Below are 20,290 nucleotides of genomic sequence, written 5' to 3' on the forward strand. Positions count from 1 at the left end.
GCGGCCGGCCCGGGAGCCGGCCGCTGGTGACCCGTCGACGCCTCGGGCCCGCTCAGCGCGGCGGGCCACCCCGGCGGTTGCGCATCAGACGCAACACCAGGAACACGACGATCGCGACCACCACCAGGCAGCAGAGCAGCGGGAGCACCCCGAAGCCACCGCGGCCTCGCCGCCGGGCGGCCTCCACCACGAGTTCGCCGGTGCCCGTGGACGCCCAGGCCGCGACGGGCACGAAGACCGCCAGTACGACCGCACCGAAGACCGCGCTCAGGCGGCCCCACCACTTACCGAATGAAGACATGTGCCCATCCTCGCCGAAGGACGCAACCTCGGCACGTCGGTCCACGCCGAATCACGGGACCGGATGGTCCGGAAGCTCTCCGGGTCGGGGCGCAACGCGCTCGCAACGTCCCGGCAAAGATGATGATCTTTACATGAATCTCTCGAGGTGATCGGATTCGCCTCATGCTCAACTCTGTAGACAGTGCGCGGATCTCTCGCACCCGAAGATCTGCGGCGGCAGCGGTCGGCGTCACCCTCGTCGCCGCCCTCCTCACCCCCACGGCGGCGCACGGCGCCCCGCCACCCCCACCGCCGCCGACGAAACCCGCTCCGAGCGGCAACGCGGACCGCACACCCGTCACGGTCACACTGATCACCGGCGACCGGGTGACGGTGACCCCGGGCGTCCACGGCGCAACCCCAACGGTGGATGTCAAGCGCGCCCCGGGCGCCATTGGCTCCGTACGCGTCTCCACGGAGGGTCGGGACACCTACGTGTACCCGGACGAGGCGATGCCGTACCTCGCCACCGGTCGACTCGACAAGCAGCTGTTCGACGTCACCCAGCTCATCGCCCAGGGCTACGACGACGCGCGGACCGCCGAACTCCCCCTGATCGTCACCCGCACGACGGGTGCGGCGAAGCTCAGGACCGGCACCACGCTGCCCGGCGCGCAGACCACGCTGGAGCTTCCCTCCGTCCGTGGTGAGGCGATCCGCACTCGCCGATCGCAGGCCGCGGACTTCTGGTCGGCTCTCACCGATGGACAGTTGCCGACCGGTCGCAGCGCTGCCACCGCGGCACCCTCCTTCGCGGCCGGCGTCGACAAGGTGTGGCTCGACGGCAAGGCGAAGGCCACCCTGGCCGACACCACCGCCCAGATCGGCGCGCCCGCGGCGTGGGCTGCGGGTGGCACCGGCAGCGGTGTCCGGGTCGCCGTCCTGGACAGCGGGGTGGACACCACCCACCCGGATCTCGCCGACCAGGTGGTGGCCTCGCGGAGCTTCATCCCCGGCCAGGACGTGATCGACCGGAACGGGCACGGCACCCACACCGCCTCCACAGTCGCCGGGACGGGCGCCGCCTCCGGCGGCAAGGAACGGGGCGTGGCCCCCGACGCCAACCTGGTGATCGGCAAGGTCCTCGACGAGTACGGCAGCGGGTCCATCTCGGGGATCATCGCGGGCATGGAGTGGGCGGCGCGGGCCGAGCACGCCAAAGTGATCAACATGAGCCTAGGCGTGAGCGCCTGGCACACCCAGGACGACCCGCTGAGCCAGGCCGTCAACCAGCTGACCGCCGAGACGGGTGCGCTCTTCGTCGTGGCCGCCGGCAACAGCGGACCAGATCCGTACACCCTCGGTGCGCCGGGCACCGCGGACGCCGCGCTGACCATCGGGGCGGTGGACACCTCCGACCACCTGGCGGGCTTCTCCAGCGTCGGGCCCCGGATGAACGACGAGGCCCTCAAGCCCGACATGACCGCTCCCGGGGTGGACGTGCTGGCGGCACGCTCGCAGCACATCACCTGGGGTGAGGGCTACTACTACGCCGACAGTGGCACCTCGATGGCAGCGCCGCACGTCGCCGGGGCGGCCGCCCTGCTGGTCCAGAAGCACCCGACCTGGAGCGCGCGGCAGATCAAGGACGCGCTGATGAGCACCAGCGTCCGCACGCCCGACTACGACGCCTACCAGGCCGGTAGCGGTCGGTTGAACGTCGCCGCCGCGTACCACCAGGACCAGGTCGTCGCGTCCGGGTCGGTGGACGCCGGACTCGTCGGCTGGGGCACCGCGCCACAGCCGATCAAGCGGACGATCACCTACACCAACACCACGGACAGCCCGATCGCGTTGGCGCTCTCCGTCGACCACGGCTCCGCCCCCGCGCAGACGTTCACGGCAACCGCCGACAGCGTCACGGTGCCCGCTCGGGCCAGCGCGACTGTCGACGTCGTGGTGGCCCCGGCGGGCCTCCCCGCCGGCAGGTACTCCGCCCAGGTCACGGCCCGCTTCGCCAGCGGCGAGGTGCACACGACCGTCGGGGTCGCCGTCGAGTCCAAGAAGTACGACCTCACCATCCACCTGAAGGACCGCGCCGGCCGGCCCATGAGCGGCGAGGTCGAGGTCGTCAACGCCGAGACCGGCCCCGCCTTCATGTGGGTGCCGGACGGAAAGCTCACCGCCCGCCTGGCGCCCGGCTCGTACACCGTCGTCACGGCGGCGGACGTGGAGGGTCTGCACGGGCCCCGCTCCCTCGGGCTCGCGATGCTGACCGCTCCCGAGGTCGACCTGACGACCAACCGGGTCGTGGAACTCGACGCCGCGCGGGCCCGCCAGGTGAAGGTGGCAACACCCCAGCCGACCGCCGTCGTCAACAGCAGAATCGACGTCTACCGCTCCTTCACCTCGAGCGAGCCGACACCCACCGACTGGAGCGCGCTGCGCGAGACGTTCTGGCCGGGCGCCGCCTACGACAGCCTGTGGGCCCTGCCGACCAGGGACAAGGTGCGGAAGGGCAGCTTCGTCTTCACCACCCGGATCCGCGCCGCGCAGACGCCACTGGCGATCAGTTACCACGGCCGGCACCTCAGCGACCCGCTCGCGCAGCCCGGTTCCCCACCGCTGCCCGACGGCACCTCGCGCCTGGACGCCGTCTTCGCGGGAGTCGGCGGCACCGCCGACTACGCCGGCGTCTCCGCTCGCGGCAAGGCAGTGGTCGTCCGCGGCAACGACTCGGTGACCCCCACGGACCAGGCAGCGGCGGCGCACACCGCCGGTGCGGCGATGCTCGTCGTGGTCAACGACCGCGCGGGTCGCAAGAGCGACTGGTACGGCAACCCCGACGCCGTGACGCCCGGACCGGTCCCGGTGGCCTCGGTGACCATGGACGAGGGCGAGGCGTTGATCCAGAAGATCACCGACGCGGGCCGCAACCCGGTACGACTGGTCGTGGTCGCCCACCCCAGGGCGAAGTACCTGTACGACCTGGTGGACTACCACAGTGGCGGGGTGCCGAAGGACCCGTCCGCCAAGACCGACCCGCGCAACCTCGCCCGGATCGATCTCACCTTCTCCCCGCCCCCGGGGAAGCAGTCCAGCGAGACCCGGATGGACTTCCCACCGTACGAGTACGCGGCGGCACGGCCGTTCCCGTTCGAGCCGGTGGCGCCGGGGCCGCGTACCGACTGGGTCTCCGCAGGCGGCGGCATCAAGTGGATGCAGTACGCCGACGTCGCCGACTGGGCGCGGTCCAACACGGAGGCCATCGCGTACCGGCCGGGCAGCGTCCAGAAGGACCGCTGGTTCGGGCCCATCACCCGGCCACGGCTGCTCAGCACCGAGATCCCGTTCCGTGGTGAGACGGCCATGAGCGCCTACATCCAGGGGTTCGGCGACGCGGGCGCCGCACACAGCGGCGGGGCCAGCATGTCGCAGATCGTCACGTTCTATCAGGGCGACAAGCAGCTGACCCAGTTCGACGGCTGGCCGGAGGTCGGCGCTGGTGACCTGTCGCCGGAGAAGCTGCCGTACCGACTGGTCGTCGAGACCAAGGGCAAGCCCGAGTTCAGCCCGTACTCGACCACCACGCACACCGAGTGGAGCTTCGTCTCCGGCGGCAACACTGAGGTGCAGGCCATCCCGCTGGTCCAACTGGACTACGGAACGGACGTGGACTTCGCGGGTCGGACGAAGCGCCGAACCGCCTTCTCGATCACGCCCGTGGTGGTGGGCAGCACGGCGGCTCGGGACGCCGTGTCGTCACTTGAGTTGGAGATCTCCTACGACGGGGCGACCTGGCAGCGGCAGGACCTGCGGGAGAAGAAGGGCACCTGGCAGGCGTCGCTGAACGCGCCGCACCGGGCCGACTTCGTGTCGATCCGGGTCACCGCCAAGCAGCGCAACGGTGGCGGTGTCACCCAGACCGTCACCCGGGCCTTCGGCCTGCGGTAGAACCCGCCGGGGGCCGGCGCCGACGAGGTGCCGGCCCCCGGCAGGGCCCATCATTCCGACAGCGGCGCCAAACAAGTCCGGCCCCCACACTGTGGGGGCCGGACTCAAATCACCTTCAGTGGTAGCGGGGACAGGATTTGAACCTGCGACCTCTGGGTTATGAGCCCAGCGAGCTACCGAGCTGCTCCACCCCGCGTCGATTGGTTAAGACTAACTCACCCGTTCTGGACGATGATCAGTGGGGTGGCCATCCCCCGTGGCCGGCACCCGGGAATGCCGAAAGCCCGCCCCCGGTGAACCGGAGGCGGGCTTAATGGTGTTTCTCTCGTAGCGGGGACAGGATTTGAACCTGCGACCTCTGGGTTATGAGCCCAGCGAGCTACCGAGCTGCTCCACCCCGCGTCGGCTCGCTAACGGTAGCGCACCGACCCGGGACACCGCAAAGCGACTCCGATACCGCCGACACCGACAGCTCTGACCTGGGCTTGTCAGTCGAGCCAGTTCTCGATCGCCGCGACCGCCAGTCGACTGTCAGCATCGACCTGGGACCGAACGACCGCCGTGTGCTCCCAACCCTGCTCCCAGAGCACCGTCACCACGTCGCCGACCCGGACCGCCCGGACCAGCCGAACCTCCTCCGTACCCGGTTCGCCCAACCCGTCCGGCATCGGGGCCCGCATCTCGAACAGCACCGACTCGTCCCCGTACACCCCCGAGGCCAGCAGCCGCTGTCGCCACGTCCTGCTGTCGTCGGGCAGCTTCTGGTCGGGGCAGCCGCGCACGGCCTGCCGCAACTCCCGCAACGCGTCGTCGGCGCGGCCTGGCCGGTAGATGGTGATGGTGTGCCGGTAACTGCCGTCCGGCACGTGCCCCGTGGGCGTCTCCGGCAACTTGTAGGCCAGGTAGCGGCCACGGCGTTGGACCATGGCCGAGTCGCTGGACAGACGCGTCCCGCACAGCGTCGGCAGTGCCGGACCGTCCCCCGAAGATTCCAGCCCGGTCCGGTTCGGGGCCGCCAACACGAAGAAGGCACGGTCCGGGATCGAGGTGGGCGGCCGAGGTGCCGCCGGTCCGGTGGCCGGCTGCGACGGCGTACCGCTCGGGGTGGCCCGCGACGGCGGCGGGGACGAGAGTGTCGACGCCGGGGTCGGCGTGGGTGACGGCCCGGACGTCGCGGTCGCCACGGTCGGCACCGGGCCAGGGGTGTCGGCGGGCGGCGGCAGCGGCGCGGAGCCGTCCGCCGGGTACGCCAGTCGGCCACCGATGGCCACCCCGCCCACGAGCAGCGCCACCGCGAGCGTCGAGCCGGCTATCCGGGCTCGGGCCCGCCGGTCGGCGAGCCGCCGAAGCGACTCGGGATGGGTCAGCTCGTGCCCGTCCGCGACGGTGCTGAGCGACCGGTACAGGTCAGAGAGTTCAACTGACATCGTTCGCCTCCAACTCCACGGCGCAGAGGTCGGGCAGCAGCGCGGCCAGCCGGGACCGGCCTCGGGACAGCCAGGACTTCACGGTGCCGACCGGGACGTCGGTCTCCCGGGCGATCTCCTCGACGGACATGTCGAAGAGGTAGTGCAGGGCCAGCGCCTGCCGGTGCGTGGCGGGCAGCTGCTGGAGCGCCCCGACCAGGAGCACCGCGTCCTCACTGGGCGGGGGTGCGACCGCCGGTGGTCCGGTACGGCTCAGCACCACCCGCCAACGGTGCAGACGCCGCCAGCGGTCGGTCGCCAGCCGGGCCACCACGAGCCGTAGCCACGCCTCCGGCGCCGGATGCGACGACAGCCGCCCCCACTGCCGCCAGGCCCGGGTGTACGCCTCCTGCACAAGGTCCTGCGCCTCGCTGTGGTCCCCAGCGACCGCATAGCCGTACCGCAGCGTCCGCCGCGCGGTGCTGCGGTAGAAGTCATCGAAGCTCTGCGCGTCCCGCACGGCTGACCCCCCTCGTTCCCGCCCCGTCGCATTGAGGACGGCGGACCGGCCCCGCAGGTTGCGGTGGTGGAGGGCGCTGTCGGTGACGTGACAGATGCACACAGATCACGACATGGCCGAGCCCCCGCCGTTCGGACCTGATGTGGTCCGAGCGACGGGGGCTCGGGGAGGAACTACGTGCAGTGGCGGTCAGCCGCCGGCACTCGGGCTGGCACCCGGCACACCAGCGGCCTGCTGCGCCTGCTGGAACGCGGTGAGCGCCTCGTCCAACGCCTTCAGCGCCCGCCCGTACCGCTCGAAGTCGCCGGACGTCTGCGCGGCCCGGACCTCGGTGATCGCGGTCTGCACCCGGTTCGCGGCGGTGGCCAGGTCACCGGTCGGCGGTGGGGTGCCGGGGCTCGGGGTCGCCGTCGGTGCTGGCGTAGCGGTGCCCGAAGGCGTCGGCGTGGGCGTCGTCGGGTTACCCCCGGTCGTCGGCGGCGGCGACGTACCCTGCCCGGCCTTCTTACCCTGCTCGACCAACTGCTTGATGCCGTCGTTGATGTTGTCGGCGAGCGCCACGAAGGAGCCCCCGTCACCGTACGAGAGCAGCACCTTCTGCAACAGCGGGTACGCGTCCTGCTGGTTGCTCTTCACGTAGACCGGCTCGACGTAGAGCATGCCGTCGGCGAAAGGCAACGAGAGCAGGTTGCCGTACTGCACCTGCGCCTGGTTGCTGGAGAGCAGGTTGAGCTGCTGACGAATGTTCGCGTTGTTGGTCATCTGCTGGTGCACCTGCACCGGGCCGGAGATCCGGGTCTGGTCCGGCAACTCCAGCACCTCCAGGCGGGGCTTCCCCTCGACGTACGACCCGGAGATCAGCGCGGCGAGGTTCTGCCGGCCGTTCGGGGTGACCGCCGAGGTGAGCTGGAACCGCGGGCTCTCCTGCCCCGGGAACTGGGTGAACAGGTAGTACGGGGGCTGTTTCTGACCGCTGTCCGGGGCGTCCGGCACGTTGGGCACCTGCCAGAAGTCCTGCGCGGAGTAGAAGTCACCCGGGTTGGTCACGTGGAACTTGGTGAGCAGGTTGCGCTGCACCTTGAACATGTCCGCCGGGTAGCGCAGATGCTCGCTCAACTCGACCGGGATCTCCGCCTTCGGCAGCACCAGGTCACCGCCGAACGCCTTGTTCCACGCCTTGAGCACCGGGTCGGTGTCGTCGTACTCGTAGAGCTTCACGGTGCCGTCGTACGCGTCGACGGTGGCCTTCACCGAGTTCCGCATGTAGTTGACGTCCTCCCGGGCCAGCTGGAAGGTGCCCCGGTTGGTCAACTCGTCAGTGGTCTCCGTCTGCAGGTTGACCTTCTCCGCGTACGGGTACGAGGCCGCCGTGGTGTAGCCGTCCACGATCCACTGCACCCGACCGTCGACCACCGCCGGGTACGGGTCGCCGTCCAGGGTGAGGAACGGCGCGACCTTCTCCACCCGGTCACGCGGGTTGCGCACGTAGAGCAGCTTCGAGTCCTTGTTGACCGCCTCGGAGAGCAGGAAGTTCGACTCCTGCTCCTTGATGGCGTACAGCAGTCGCCGGGTGAAGGAGCCGATCTCCACGCCGCCCTCACCGGTGTAGGTGTAGGACTCGCCGCCGCCGTCACCGACCGGCCTGTCGAACTCGGCCTTCTTGTTCGGGTCGGACTGCCCGACGATGGCGTAGTCGTCCGCGGCCATCCGCTCGCCGTAGTAGATGCGCGGCTGCTTGGCCGGGATCTGCTCGGTCTGCGAGGAGCACGCCTCCTGGGTCTTCTCGCCGAGGAAGCCGGAGACGAAGAACGGCTGCCCGCCGCAGACCACCTGGTTGGCCGGGGCGGCCACCAGCCCGTACCCGTGGGTGTAGACGGTGTGCCGGTTGATCCAGGTGTTCTGCTGGTCGGTCAGTTCGCCGTAGTTGATCTCCCGGACGCCGACCACGTAGTCGGAGACCTTGCCGTTCACCCCGTACCGGTCGATGTCCAGCTTCGGACCGAAGTCGTAGAAGCCACGCACCTGCTGGAGCTGGGTGTACGTCTCGCTGACCAACTGCGGGTCGAGCAGTCGCACGTTCGACACCACCGAGGTGTCGGTGGCCAGGTTCGCCGGTGGGGTGAGGTTGTTCGCCGCGTACGGGGTGGTCTCGGTGGCCCCCAATCCGAACGCCGCCCGCGTCGCGTCGATGCTGCGCTGGATGTACGGCGCTTCCTTGTCCTTGGCGCTCGGCTTGACCTCGAAGGTCTGCACCGCCCAGGGGTAGATGCCGCCGATGGCCACCGCGGACACGCCGAGCAGCGCCAGCGAGATCCCCGGCCAGACCAGGTTCCGCATCCAGGCGTTGGAGAACACGAGGATCGCGATCGCCACCACGATCGAGATGTAGGCGAGGATCTCCTTCGCCGGCAGCAACGCGTTGACGTCGGCGTAGCCGGCGCCGTACAACTTGGCGCCCTCGTTGTACTCCAGCAGCATGGCCCGCCGGTCCAACACGTACGCGATCGCCTTCAACAGCACGAAGACCGCGACCAGGGTGCTCAGGTGGGCGCGGGCCGCGTTGCTCATCCGGTCGCCGACGCCCTGCAGGCGGACCCCGCCGAAGAGATAGTGCACCGCCAGCGCGCCGATCACGGCCAGCACCACCGCGGTGAAGGCGACCCCGAGCAGGTAACGCCAGAACGGCAGTTGGAAGACGTAGAAGCCGATGTCGACCCCGAACTCCGGGTCCTTGATGCCGAAGTCACCGCCGTTGCGGAAGAGCAGCCACTGGTTCCACCGGTTCTGCGCGGAGAGACCGGCGAAGAGCCCGACCACTGCGGCGGTCAACGAGATCCAGGTGCCGAGACGCGGGCTGAGCACCATCCGGTAGCGCTCCAGGGTCGCCTGCTCCACCGAGTGCGGACGCAGTCGCGGGCGCAACCGGTAGGCCAGCCACAGGTTGCCGCCGACGATCACCGCCATGCCGAGGCCGATGGCGAGGAAGAGCACCAGCCGGGTGAGCAGGACGCCGGTGAAGACCTCGGTGTAGCGGACCTCGTCGAACCAGAGCCAGTCGGTCCACGCCTGGACACCCCAGCCGAGCAGGGTGAAGAGCACGAACACCCCGACCAGGACCGCGATGGTGACGCGCCCGCGCCGGCTCATCCTCGGGAGGGGGCTGCTGCTTCGCATGACCACTGTTGGCTCCGCACGCTCGATATGATCGGCTCCGACCAGGCACCCAGAGTACGGGGTGTTCCTGAGCGTGTCGGGGCACGGTCACACCGGTCAGCAACGCGTCGGCTGACCACCCGCGCGCAACGTCTCCAGAGCGGTCATCGCCTCGTCCAACGAGCCCACCCGCAACAGCGGCAGATCGGGCTGCGGATTGCGGACCGCCTCGGCGCAGTTGTCCGCCGGCACCAGGAAGACCTTCGCCCCGGCGCGCTTGGCGCCGACCAGCTTCTGGGCGATCCCGCCGATCGGGCCGACGGCGCCCTCGTCGTCGATGGTGCCGGTGCCGGCGATGATCCGGCCGCCGGTGAGGTCGGCCGGGGTCAACTTGTCCACGATCCCCAGGGCGAACATCAGACCGGCGCTCGGCCCACCGATGTCCTCCAGGTCGATGCCGAGCGTGAACGGGTGCGGCTGCTGCTGATCGATCTCGACACCGATCCGCGGTCGGCCGTCCTGCTCCTGACTGGTGACCGTCGCGGTGGCCGGCACTCCGTCACGGGTGTAGCCGATGGTCAACGCCGTGCCCGCCGGCTTGGCCCGGACCAGCTCGGTGACCTTCGCGGCCACCGGCACCGGCTGGCCGTCCACCGAGGTGATCACATCGCCGGCCTTCAGCGCCCCGGCTGCCGGGCCGTCCCCCGCCACCGTCTTGATCACCACCTGCACCGGAAAGCCCAGCTCCCGCAGCGCGGCGGTCTCCGCGCTGGTCTGCGACGCCTTGAAGTCCTCGGCGTTGCGCTGCTCGACCTGCTCCGTCGACTCCCCCGGCGGGTAGACCAGCTCACGCGGCACCACCGCCTCGTCGTCGGAGAACCAGCCCGCGATCGCACCCCGCAACCGCACAGTGGGCTGCACACCCACCGTGGTCAGCCGCAACTGGCCGGCCGAGGTCGAGGTCTCCCGACCGGAGATCTGGATGACCTCCTTACCGTCGGTCGTACCGAGGGTGTTGACCGTCGGCCCTGGGCCCAGCACCACGTACGGAATCGGCACCCGGAGCACCCCGATGCTCAGCAGGGCGGTGAACAGGGCACCGAGCAGGACCGTCAGGCCACGACGTCTCATGCCGCAGAGCGTACCGACCGGCTGCGGGTCACCCGCCGGATGCGCCGCGCGACTTCGCCCTCAGCGCAACGCCAGCGGCGGCTACCTGGGGCGCGGTCCGCGTACCGTAGATGTCGTGCCTGATATTCCGTTCGGTTTCGCGCTCCCGGGTGGGCAGCCACCAGACCCCAACGATCCCGCGCAGATGCAGCAGTTCATGTCGCAGTTGCAGCACCTGCTCTCCGCGCCGGGCAGCGGGCCGGTCAACTGGGACCTGGCCCGGCAGGTAGCAGCCAGCCAGCTCGCGGCCGCCGGTGACCCGGCGGTGTCGATGTACGAGCGCAACGCGGTCGAGGAGGCGCTGCGCCTCGCCGACCTGTGGTTGGAGCCCGCCTCGGCGTGGCCCTCCGGCATCCAGAACCCCGTTGCGTGGAACCGCAACGAGTGGATCTTCAAGACGTTGGACGTGTGGCGCAAGCTGTGCGACCCCGTCGCCAGCCGGATGGTCGGTGCGATGGGCGACCTGGTGCCACCGGAGGCGCGCGCCCAGCTCGGCCCGATGCAGTCGATGGTGGCCTCCCTCGGTGGCGCGCTCTTCGGTGGTCAGCTGGGCCAGGCCCTCGGTTCGCTCGCCGCGGAGGTGCTCTCCGCCGGCGACATCGGGCTGCCGCTCGGCCCGGCCGGCACGGCCGCGCTGATCCCTGCCAACATCCGGGCGTACGGCGAGGGCCTGGAGCTGCCCGAGGACGAGGTCCGCCTCTACGTGGCGCTGCGCGAGGCCGCCCACCAGCGGCTGTTCCAGCACGTCCCGTGGCTGCGTGGGCATGTGCTCAGCGCGGTCGAGATGTACGCCTCGGGCATCCGGGTCAACCGGGAGGCGATCGAGGAGGCGATGGGCCGAGTCGACCCGACCGACCCCGAGTCGATGCAGGCGATCGCCCTGGAGGGCATCTTCACCCCGGAGGACACCCCGGCGCAGAAGGCCTCACTGGCCCGCCTGGAGACCGCACTCGCCCTGGTCGAGGGCTGGGTGTGCCACGTCGTCGACAGCGCCGCCAGCGACCGGCTGCCCAACGTCGTCCGGCTGGGCGAGGCGTTCCGCCGTCGCCGGGCCGCCGGCGGTCCCGCCGAGCAGACCTTCGCCGCGCTGGTCGGTCTGGAACTGCGTCCCCGCCGACTGCGCGAGGCCGCGGCGCTCTGGGCCGCGCTCACCCAGCACCGTGGCATCGAGGGCCGCGACGCCGTCTGGGGCCACCCGGACCTGCTCCCGTCGGACGACGACTTCGCCGACCCGGTCGCCTTCGCGATGAACGACATGGACCTCAGCGAGCTGGACAGCTTCGACTTCACCGCCCCCGGTGGGGTGGAGGAGAAGGCCCCCGGCCAGTCGGGTCAGTCGGGTCAGCCCGGTCCGTCGGGTCAGTCGGGGCAGCCCGGTCCGTCCGACGAGACCGACGGCGAGGGCGACACCAAGTCCTGACGCCCGCACATCGACGGCCTGCGCCGCGGGTGCCCGCAGATCGACAGCGGGCACCCGCGGCGCGTTCGGCGGTGCCGATGGTTCAGGTGGGTCGGCCCGACCCGGAGAGCAGGGCGCGGGTCGCTTCCCAACCCTCGAAGGCCGGGTCCAGCGTGGCCAGGTCAGCCGGGCCGCGCAGTCGTCGCCAACCCGTGGTGACCGCCACGTCACCCGGGCGCGGGGCGTTGGCGCGCGCCTCAGCCGGCGTCGCCGTGTCCAGCTCCAGCGTCGGCAGCCAGTCCGGCGCGGGCAGTCGTACCGCGACCCCGAGCAGACCCGGGCCGCCGCCCTCGACCGGAGCCACCGCGACCGGCCGACTGGTGAGTGGGCGGAGCAGCTTGCCGACGGTCAGGGCGGGCAGGTCAGGCACGTCACTGACCAGCACGGCCGCTTGGTCGTACCCTTCCAGCGCGGCGAACACGGCGTTCGGCGTCGGCTCGGCCACCTCGTACACCGCCGTACCGGGCCACACCAGCGCATCGGCCAGGGCCCGGTCGGCCGGGGTCACCGCGACCGCGACCTCCACCTCGTTGAGCGTGGCGAACAGGTCGATGACGTCTTCCGCGAGCGCCGCTCGCCACTGCGCCAGGTCGACGCCGGGCGGCGACCAGTGCACCGGCCCGAGCAACGCCACCACCACCCGTCGCGCCATCCCCCGACCCTAGCGCCCCACCGGACACAGCCACCCCACCCGGCCCGACCCACCTGGATCCGACCTACCTGCCTGAGGCCGACCAACCCGACCACCGACCCAACCCCTCGGCCCCGGACCGTCCTCGTGCGGCTCGACAACATGATCGGCTCGGCTTCATTGAAGTCGCGGTGTCCCAGCAGCCCGGATAGCGCGTTATTCAGGAAGGCGAGTGGATCTAGGCCGATCGCGCATCAGACAGCGGTCGGCGGTCGGCGCGGCGCCCCAGGGGCTCGACGCGCAGCGCCTGAAGCGCGCGGCGCGGTGCTCAACAGGCTCGACGCCGCGCCCAGCGGATTGGGTGTGAGGAGGCAGGGTGGCGGCAGGTCCCGACCCGACGAACGGCGCGGTGTCGTGATCAGGTGGGGAGCGGTGCGCAGGACGAGGCGGCGGCGACCCCTTCGAGGTAGCCGCGGGCGCGTTCCGCCTTGGGATAGCGACCGACCAACGCCCAGAACCGGGCGTTGTGGCTGGGCACGATGAGGTGCGCCAGCTCGTGCAGCAACACGTAGTCGATCACCCATTCGGGCATCTCCTGGACGCGGTGCGAGATTCGGATGCTGCGGTCCGCCGGTGTGCAGGAGCCCCACCGGCCGTTCTGGTTGGTGACCCATCGGACGCTGGCCGGCACCGCCTTCGTGGCGTACCCGGCGAGGTAGAGGTCGATGAGCCGATTGGCGCGGGCCAGCAACTCGTCGTCGGACCGGGCGAGGCGCCCCTCCCGGGCGGCGAGCCGGGCGAGCATCCGGTCGACCCACTCGCTCTCCTCGGCGCGGGAGAACTGGTCGGGGATGAGGACGACCACTCGCTCACCGTCACGGTACGCGGACACCGTGCGTCGTCGGCGCTGGCTGCGCCGCACCTCGACGACCGGCTTGCGCGTCCCCGCCATCACTGGCCCGCGCAGCCTCGGCTACGTGTCACGAGGGAAAGCTAATGCGTACTGACCAGGGGTCCGCAAGGGTCAACCGCACGACACGCGCCCAGAAAATGGTGATTGGTCGCCAGCCGTCCCGAAAATTTCTTGACCGCAGCGCCATCGCGCCATCTCGTCACCCTTCGTGAACGCCGATGGCGCCGGTACGCGGCACGTCTCCACCGTAGGTGATCAGCGTCCCGAATGCCGCCGCGGGGGCACTCGCACGGGTGGCTGTCAGGGTTTGGTCGGCGTGTCCCCGCCAAACTGACTTATCCGACCTATTTCGCCATGCACACTCTCGACGTCGACTTGCTCACAGGCCGATGCACAGCTGACATGGAACCGCCCAGACCTGGGTAGGGTCCGCGGACCAGCGGTCACGAAGGTGGCCGCGGAGTGAGACCCAGCGCCGGCGCCCCGTGTGGCCCGCCGCCGGGCACCCCGCCGGGACGGCATTGACCGGCGGACGAGACGAGGAGGGCACCGTGGCCGACCAGGCCCAGACGACCTACAACGGTTACTGCGTGAAGTGCAAGGAGAAGCGGGACTTCGAGGGGCACGTCGAGGTCTCGAAGACCGGAATGAACATGGCCAAGGGCAAGTGTCCGGTATGCGGTACAACAGTGAACCGCATCCTGGGCAAGGCCAAGGTCTGACCCGAACGGGTGAACGGGGGTGGGGTGGCCGGGTGGCCTCCCCACCCCCGTTACCGAATCAGGAGTGCGTGCCACCGCTGCCGTAGCCCTGTCGGGTGACCGACAACAGGCGCGAGGGGCTGTGGAAAACCCGTCAAATCCTGTGGATAGCGCTGGACAGCGGCCTGACCGCCTGTGGACAACGATCGACCGAACGCGAGGTTGCGGTCACGATTTGTGACCATGAGCCGCACTGTACTGCCCCGCCCCACTCTGCTGCCCGGCCTCAACCGGCTCTGGCGCGACCGGCACACCCTCCAACTCGGCGTCGGCCCTGGGCCGGCCGCCCTACTGGAGTTGGCCAACCCCCGCGCCGCCCACGTGCTCGACCTGCTCGACGGCACCCGCAGCGAGCGCACCGTGCTGACCCAGGCGGCGTCCGCCCAGGTCAGCGCCGACGACGCGCGTACCCTGCTCGACACCCTGCGGGCCGCCGGCCTGTTGGTGCCCGCGCACAGCCTGCTCCCCCGCGACCTGACCGGCCCGGTCCGCGCCCGGCTCGCAGCGGAGGCCGGCGCGCTGGCGCTCGCCGCCGCCAGACTGCCCGGCACCCCCGCGCAGGTCCTGCGTCGGCGGCGGGCGGCCCGCGTCCTGCTCACCGGCGCCGGGGCGCTCGGCGGGCCGCTGACGGTGGCGTTGGCCCAGTCCGGCGTGGGGCAGGTGATTCCCCAGCTCACCGGCTCGGTACGCCCCGTCGACCTGATCGGCACGGGCATCCCCGCCGCCGAACTGGGTCGGCCGCTGGCACCGGCGGTGCGGGCTGCGGTCAACCGCGTCGCACCGGGCACCGGCACCCGCCCGAGCCGCGCCGGGCGGATCGACCTGGTGATCCAGCTCGGTACGGACCGGCCTCCCGCGCTGCTCGCCGCCGGTCTCGCCCAGCGTCGGCAGCCGCACCTGCTGGTCACGCTGCGCGAGGGCGTACCGGTGATCGGGCCGTTGGTCCGCCCACCCGCCGGGCCCTGCCTGCACTGCGTCGAGCTGCACCGGGCCGATCGCGACCCGGACTGGCCACGGCTCGCCGCTCAACTCGCCGCCGCCGACCCGGTGGCCGCCGGAACGGCCGGCACGCTGCTCGTCGCCTGCGGGTACGCCGTGGCCGAGGCGCTGACGCAGCTGGACGGCGGCCAGCCGGAGACGCTGGGTGGTGCCATGGAGATCACCGGTGCCGGTCGTTTTCGTCGTCGGGGTTGGCCGCCACACCCGGCGTGTGGGTGCTCGCGAGGCCGAGTGTCCGCACCAGCACGGCCGCAGAGCAGCAGCGGGGCCCTCCGGTCGGTAACAATGACCGTGTGACCGACATCCCGCGCCGCGCCGTGTCCCGCACCGCCAAGCTCGCCGCCCTGCCGCTCGGCTTCGCCGGCCGGACCGTTCTCGGGATGGGAAAGCGCGTCACCGGGCTCGCCTCCGACGTGATCTCCGCGGAGATTCAGCAGCGCACGGCCGAGCAGCTGTTCAGCGTGTTGGGCCAGCTCAAGGGCGGGGCGATGAAGTTCGGCCAGGCTCTGTCGGTCTTCGAGGCGGCATTGCCGGAGGAGATCGCCGCCCCCTACCGGCAGGCGCTGACGAAGCTGCAGGAGGCGGCGCCACCGCTGCCGGCCGCCAGCGTGCACAAGGTGCTGGCCGAGCAGCTCGGCCCCGACTGGCGGGACCTGTTCGTCGAGTTCAACGACGTCCCGGCCGCCGCCGCCAGCATCGGGCAGGTGCACCGGGCGCGCTGGCGCGAGCCCGGGTACGACGAGTCGGGCGCGCCGCACAGCCGCGACGTGGCGGTCAAGATCCAGTATCCGGGGGCTGGCGACGCCCTGCTCGCCGACCTCAAGCAGCTGTCCCGCCTGGGCGGGATGTTCCGGGCCATCCAGCCCGGCCTGGACGTCAAGCCACTCCTGGCCGAGCTGCGCGAACGGATCACCGAGGAGTTGGACTACGAGTTGGAGGCCGAGTCGCAGCGCACCTTCGCCGCCGCGTACGCCGACGACCCGGAGATCTTCATTCCGGAAGTGGTCGACGCCTCGCCCCGGGTGCTGGTCACCGAGTGGGTGACGGGCACCCCGCTGGCCGACATCATCCGCGAGGGCACCGAGGAGGAGCGGGACGAGGCGGGCCGGTTGATGGCCACCCTGCACCTCTCCGCGCCGGAGCGGGCGGGGCTGCTGCACGCCGACCCGCACCCGGGCAACTTCCGGCTGCTGCCCGACGGCCGGCTCGGGGTGATCGACTTCGGTGCGGTGGCCCGGATGCCGGAGGGCACCCCGGAGCCGATCGGTCGTATCGCCGCGACGGCCCTGCGCGGCGACGCCGACGAGGTCGTGGCGGGGCTGCGGTCGGAGGGGTTCATCGGCTCGGTCGAAGAGATCGACGCCGAGGGGGTGCTCGACTTCATCCGCCCCATGTTGGAGCCCATCGCGGCGGACGGTTTCCGGTTCACCCGGGCCTGGCTACGGGCCGAGGCGGGTCGACTGGCCAGCCCCCGCTCCCCCACGTACCAGCTGAGCAAGCGGCTCAATCTGCCCCCCTCGTACCTGCTGATCCACCGGGTGACACTCGGGTCGATCGGGGTGCTCTGCCAGTTGGAGGCGAAGGCGCCGTACCGAAGCATCCTGGAGCGCTGGTTGCCCGGCTTCGCCCCGGTCGCCTGACCGTCGAGGCCCGGGCGTCTGACCACGTCGAGGCCCGGGCGCCTGACGACATGGGAAAGGGCGGGTGCCGGTCGGCACCCGCCCTTCTGCGTGGGGTGGTACTAGAGAACGCCCAGGTCGCGAGCCGCCTGGTTGCGGCTGGTCATGGCGACGGTACGGGCGGATCGGGTTGCCTCAGTGCTCGTGGTGGTACGACCGGCCTGAGGCCGGCGCATTCGAGCCCGGGTCAACGCTTCGTGGAGTAGTTGCATCTCGAAGGCTCCACTCGGAACGTTCAACATCGTTTTCTCACTCACTGCCGGTGTGCCACCGGCGTAGTTGGAACGGGTCGGGAACATGTCAGGCTGCCAGCCGGACCGCGCCACGCACCTCGGACAGCCCACTGGCCGCCAGGCGCGCCTCGGCCTCGACCCGAAGCTCGGCGTCACGAGCGACGTCCTCCTTACGCGGACGGCCACGGGGCCGCTTACGCGGGACAACCGCGCCACGCTCGAAGATCTCGCCGCCCCAGACGCCCCACGGCTCCGCTCGCTCAACGGCCCCGGCCAGGCACTCGACACGCAGCGGGCAGTCCCCGCAGAGTGACTTGGCCAGCTCGAGCTCGGTGGGCGAGTCGGAGAACCACAGGTCGGGGTCGAACTTCCGGCAGGGCAGGTTCGCCTCCATCTCGACGCTCATGTCGAGGGGGGCCAACGCCAGACTCATCTCCCGGTCACCTCTCTCTCACTTCGATCTCGTGGATCGCATTCCGACGTACTTACGGCGGGCAAAAAACTGAGGCCGCGGATCCCGGTAAGCGGGTTCCGCGGCCTCGAGGTGAGCCGGAGTCTGATGGTCAGACCGGTTTACCTCGAGGTGGAACGCCGCGGACATCCATGCGCTTCTTGGCGACCTGGATGCCATTGCCCGTGAAGCCACTGGTCCCCTCGACTCCAGCGGGCGCGACGGTCAGGATCAGCTCGGCCTGAACCTGGTGCACCTGTGGAACCGACGGTCGTGCAGCCGCGAGGGCCACCCGGACAGCCGACAGCGGAGCGCAGACAGACGGCATCGCCGCCAGACGCTCATAGGTGAAGATCTTCACGGTGCCACCTCCCTCACGTTCCTCGAATCGACTGGACCGACCTCGTGAGCAGCCGGAATGGCGCCGCTCGCGTGGTGTGTCCTGAGGCTATTCCTCGCGCCGGGGCGAGGGCAAACGAATTTACGACGAGATTTCGAAAGTTTTCTCCGGGCAGACATCGTCCACCCCGGCACCAGCCACGAGGGCCAGCACCGACTCTCCGTAGAGACCCAGCTTGCGAGGGCCGATACCGGCGATGGCGATCAACTCCTCCGACCGGCCCGGTCGCCGCTCGGCCAACGCGACAAGCGTCGCGTCGGTGAAGACCACGTAGGCCGGGACCTTCTGCGCACCGGCCACCCGCTGCCGCCACTCGCGCAGCCGTTCGTGCAGCTCATCGTCTATGTCGGACGGGCAGGTGGGGCAGCGGCCGAGCTTGCGGTCCGGGCCGGCGAGCAGGGTGGCGCCGCAGATCCGGCAGGAGACGATCTGGGTTCGCCGTCGCTCGGGACGGCGGGCCGGACCGGCGCCGCCGGTCGCCCGTTCGGTGCCGCCGGAGCGGTCCAGTTGGGGCAGGAACCGCGACGGCCGCCGGGCCCGTCCGCCCGGCGAGCGCGCGGTGGCGTACGACAGCCACAGCCACTCCCGGGCTCGGGTGATCCCGACGTAGAGCAGCCGGCGCTCCTCCTCGACCTGTTCGACGGTCTTGGCGTACGTGGTGGGCAGGGTGCCCTCGGCAAGGCCGACCAGGAAGACCGCGTCCCACTCCAATCCCTTGGCCGAGTGCAGGGACGCCAGCGTCACGCCGTCCACCGTCGGCACGTGCTGCTGGGCGGCCCGGCGCGCCAACTCCTCGGTGAAGTCGGTGAGGGTGACCGGGCGCTCCACCGAGGCGGCCTCGCCGATCGGTACGACCTCGGGGGTGGCCGCGTACTCCTCGGCGAGCTGGACCAGCGCGGACAGCGCTTCCCATCGCTCGCGGGCGGCTCCGCCGGCCGGGGGCGCGTCCGGAGCCCAACCGACGGCGGTGAGCGCCTCGACGACGGCAGCCGGCAGCGGTGTCTCCCCCGGGATCGAGCGGGTGGCCGCACGCAACGCGACCATCGCCTGGCGCACCTCGGTCCGTTCGAAGAACCGCTCCGCGCCCTGCACGACGTACGGCACTGCGGCCTCGGTCAGCGCCTTCTCGTACGCCTCGGACTGCGCGTTGACGCGGAACAGCACGGCGATCTCCTTCGCCGGCGTGCCCGCGTCGATCAGCGACCGGCAGCGCGCGGCCACCGCGTTCGCCTCGGCCGGCTCGTCGGTGAAGATCCGCAGGTCCGGCTCGGGGCCGGGTGGGCGCTGCCCGCTCAACTCCAGCCGCAGGCGCGCCTCGGTGCCCCGGGCCTGGGAGATCACCGCGTTGGCCAGCCCGACCACCTGCGGGGTGGAGCGGTAGTCACGGACCAGCCGGACCACCGTGGCGTTGCGGTGCCGGCGGGGAAAGTCGACCAGGTACGCCGAGGTCGCCCCGGTGAACGAGTAGATCGTCTGGCTGGCATCGCCGACCACTGTCAGGTCGTTGCGGCCGGCCAGCCAGGCGTCCAGCAACCGCTGCTGGAGTGGGTTGACGTCCTGGTACTCGTCGACCACGAAGTGCCGGTACTGGCTGCGGATCTGCTCGCCGACGTCCGGGTGCTCCTCGATGCCCCACACCGCGGCCCGCAGCATGTCCTCGAAGTCGATCACACCGTTCGACCGTTTGAGCTGCTCGTACGCCGTGAACACGTCGGCGACCTTCGTCGGCTCGTGCGGTGTGTCGCGCAGTGCCCGAGCCGCGGCCACCACGTAGTCCGTCGGCTCGACCAGCGACGACTTCGCCCACTCGATCTCGCCGGCCAGGTCGCGGGCGGCGGCCCGGTCGGTACGCAGGCCGACCCGGGCCGCGGCGAGGGTGACCAGTCGTACCTTGCTGTCCAGCAGTTCGGGCATGGCGCGGCCGGCCAGCAGCCGGGGCGCGAAGTACCGCACCTGGCGCAGCGCGGCGGCGTGGAAGGTCCGCGCCTGGACACCTTGCGCCCCGAGCAGAGTGAGACGGTGTCGCATCTCGGCCGCGGCCCGGGCGGTGAAGGTGACAGCGAGCACGTGCCGGGGGGAGATCTCCCCGGAGAGCGCCCGGTGGGCGATTCGGGAGGTGATCGCCCGGGTCTTGCCGGTGCCGGCGCCAGCCAGGATGCAGACCGGGCCGGCAGGTGCGGTCACGGCGGAGCGTTGCTCCGGGTCCAGCCCGGCGAGCACCTGTTCCGACGCTGAGTGAACCGCCACAACCAGGAATCATCTCAGCTCCTCCCAGCGTT

15 protein-coding genes and 2 tRNA genes are annotated in these 20,290 nt (G+C 70.9%); 5 read left to right on the forward strand and 12 right to left on the reverse strand.

What is annotated here, in order from left to right; genetic code table 11:
• Positions 1–52: 52 nt before the first annotated feature.
• Entirely contained in the window at positions 53–301 is a 249-nt protein-coding gene (locus ACIA47_RS19875) for a hypothetical protein (protein ID WP_396709684.1), read from the reverse strand.
• Positions 302–465: 164 nt separating this feature from the next.
• Between ACIA47_RS19875 and ACIA47_RS19880 the strand changes: the two genes are divergently transcribed.
• Entirely contained in the window at positions 466–4,236 is a 3,771-nt protein-coding gene (locus ACIA47_RS19880; protein WP_396709686.1) for a S8 family serine peptidase, read from the forward strand.
• Between the two features lie 119 nt (positions 4,237–4,355).
• On the opposite strand, the gene ACIA47_RS19885 is transcribed toward ACIA47_RS19880, so the two are convergent.
• The 6 genes from ACIA47_RS19885 to ACIA47_RS19910 form a co-directional block, all read right to left on the reverse strand.
• A tRNA-Met gene (locus ACIA47_RS19885) sits at positions 4,356–4,432 on the reverse strand.
• 132 nt (positions 4,433–4,564) lie between these two features.
• Positions 4,565–4,638 (reverse strand) — tRNA-Met (locus ACIA47_RS19890).
• 86 nt (positions 4,639–4,724) lie between these two features.
• Positions 4,725–5,663 (reverse strand): hypothetical protein, encoded by a 939-nt coding sequence (locus ACIA47_RS19895; protein WP_396709688.1) that lies wholly within the window; start codon positions 5,661–5,663, stop codon positions 4,725–4,727.
• Positions 5,653–6,162: a SigE family RNA polymerase sigma factor gene (locus tag ACIA47_RS19900; protein WP_396709691.1), complete on the reverse strand. Its 510-nt coding sequence runs from the start codon at positions 6,160–6,162 to the stop codon at positions 5,653–5,655. Before ACIA47_RS19900 ends, ACIA47_RS19895 begins: the two co-directional genes overlap by 11 nt.
• Positions 6,163–6,351: 189 nt before the next feature.
• Entirely contained in the window at positions 6,352–9,336 is a 2,985-nt protein-coding gene (locus ACIA47_RS19905) for a UPF0182 family protein (protein ID WP_396709693.1), read from the reverse strand.
• Between the two features lie 96 nt (positions 9,337–9,432).
• A complete protein-coding gene (locus ACIA47_RS19910) occupies positions 9,433–10,446 on the reverse strand; it encodes a PDZ domain-containing protein (protein ID WP_396709695.1) in 1,014 nt (337 codons plus the stop codon).
• Positions 10,447–10,561: 115 nt separating this feature from the next.
• On the opposite strand from ACIA47_RS19910, the gene ACIA47_RS19915 reads away from it, so the two are divergent.
• Positions 10,562–11,905: a zinc-dependent metalloprotease gene (locus ACIA47_RS19915; protein WP_396709697.1), complete on the forward strand. Its 1,344-nt coding sequence runs from the start codon at positions 10,562–10,564 to the stop codon at positions 11,903–11,905.
• Positions 11,906–11,987: 82 nt separating this feature from the next.
• Here the strand turns inward: ACIA47_RS19915 and ACIA47_RS19920 are convergent, their stop codons facing one another.
• Together ACIA47_RS19920 and ACIA47_RS19925 are read right to left on the reverse strand one after the other, a co-directional pair.
• Positions 11,988–12,596, reverse strand: a complete 609-nt coding sequence (locus tag ACIA47_RS19920; RefSeq protein WP_091406135.1) for a hypothetical protein — start codon at positions 12,594–12,596, stop codon at positions 11,988–11,990.
• Between the two features lie 397 nt (positions 12,597–12,993).
• On the reverse strand, positions 12,994–13,527 hold the full coding sequence (locus ACIA47_RS19925; RefSeq protein ID WP_091406137.1) for a M48 family metallopeptidase: 534 nt from the start codon (positions 13,525–13,527) through the stop codon (positions 12,994–12,996).
• Positions 13,528–14,039: 512 nt separating this feature from the next.
• On the opposite strand from ACIA47_RS19925, the gene ACIA47_RS19930 reads away from it, so the two are divergent.
• The 3 genes from ACIA47_RS19930 (at position 14,040) to ACIA47_RS19940 (ending at position 16,888) form a co-directional block, all read left to right on the forward strand.
• Entirely contained in the window at positions 14,040–14,210 is a 171-nt protein-coding gene (locus ACIA47_RS19930; RefSeq protein ID WP_167457767.1) for a DUF5679 domain-containing protein, read from the forward strand.
• Between the two features lie 222 nt (positions 14,211–14,432).
• Positions 14,433–15,545 carry a TOMM precursor leader peptide-binding protein gene (locus ACIA47_RS19935; RefSeq protein ID WP_396709699.1) on the forward strand — a complete coding sequence of 371 codons (1,113 nt, stop codon included), beginning with the start codon at positions 14,433–14,435 and terminating at the stop codon, positions 15,543–15,545.
• Positions 15,542–16,888 carry an ABC1 kinase family protein gene (locus ACIA47_RS19940; protein WP_396709701.1) on the forward strand — a complete coding sequence of 449 codons (1,347 nt, stop codon included), beginning with the start codon at positions 15,542–15,544 and terminating at the stop codon, positions 16,886–16,888. Before ACIA47_RS19935 ends, ACIA47_RS19940 begins: the two co-directional genes overlap by 4 nt.
• Positions 16,889–17,227: 339 nt before the next feature.
• Here ACIA47_RS19940 and ACIA47_RS19945 read toward each other — a convergent pair whose 3' ends face one another.
• The 3 genes from ACIA47_RS19945 to ACIA47_RS19955 form a co-directional block, all read right to left on the reverse strand.
• Positions 17,228–17,593, reverse strand: coding sequence for a WhiB family transcriptional regulator (locus ACIA47_RS19945; RefSeq protein WP_030490434.1), 366 nt, complete (start codon positions 17,591–17,593; stop codon positions 17,228–17,230).
• Positions 17,594–17,723: 130 nt separating this feature from the next.
• Positions 17,724–17,939, reverse strand: coding sequence for a hypothetical protein (locus ACIA47_RS19950; protein ID WP_181518366.1), 216 nt, complete (start codon positions 17,937–17,939; stop codon positions 17,724–17,726).
• Between the two features lie 153 nt (positions 17,940–18,092).
• On the reverse strand, positions 18,093–20,258 hold the full coding sequence (locus tag ACIA47_RS19955) for an ATP-dependent DNA helicase UvrD2 (protein ID WP_396709703.1): 2,166 nt from the start codon (positions 20,256–20,258) through the stop codon (positions 18,093–18,095).
• Positions 20,259–20,290: the final 32 nt, after the last annotated feature.

Source organism: Micromonospora sp. NPDC051227 (assembly GCF_044455385.1).
Taxonomy (GTDB): domain Bacteria; phylum Actinomycetota; class Actinomycetes; order Mycobacteriales; family Micromonosporaceae; genus Micromonospora.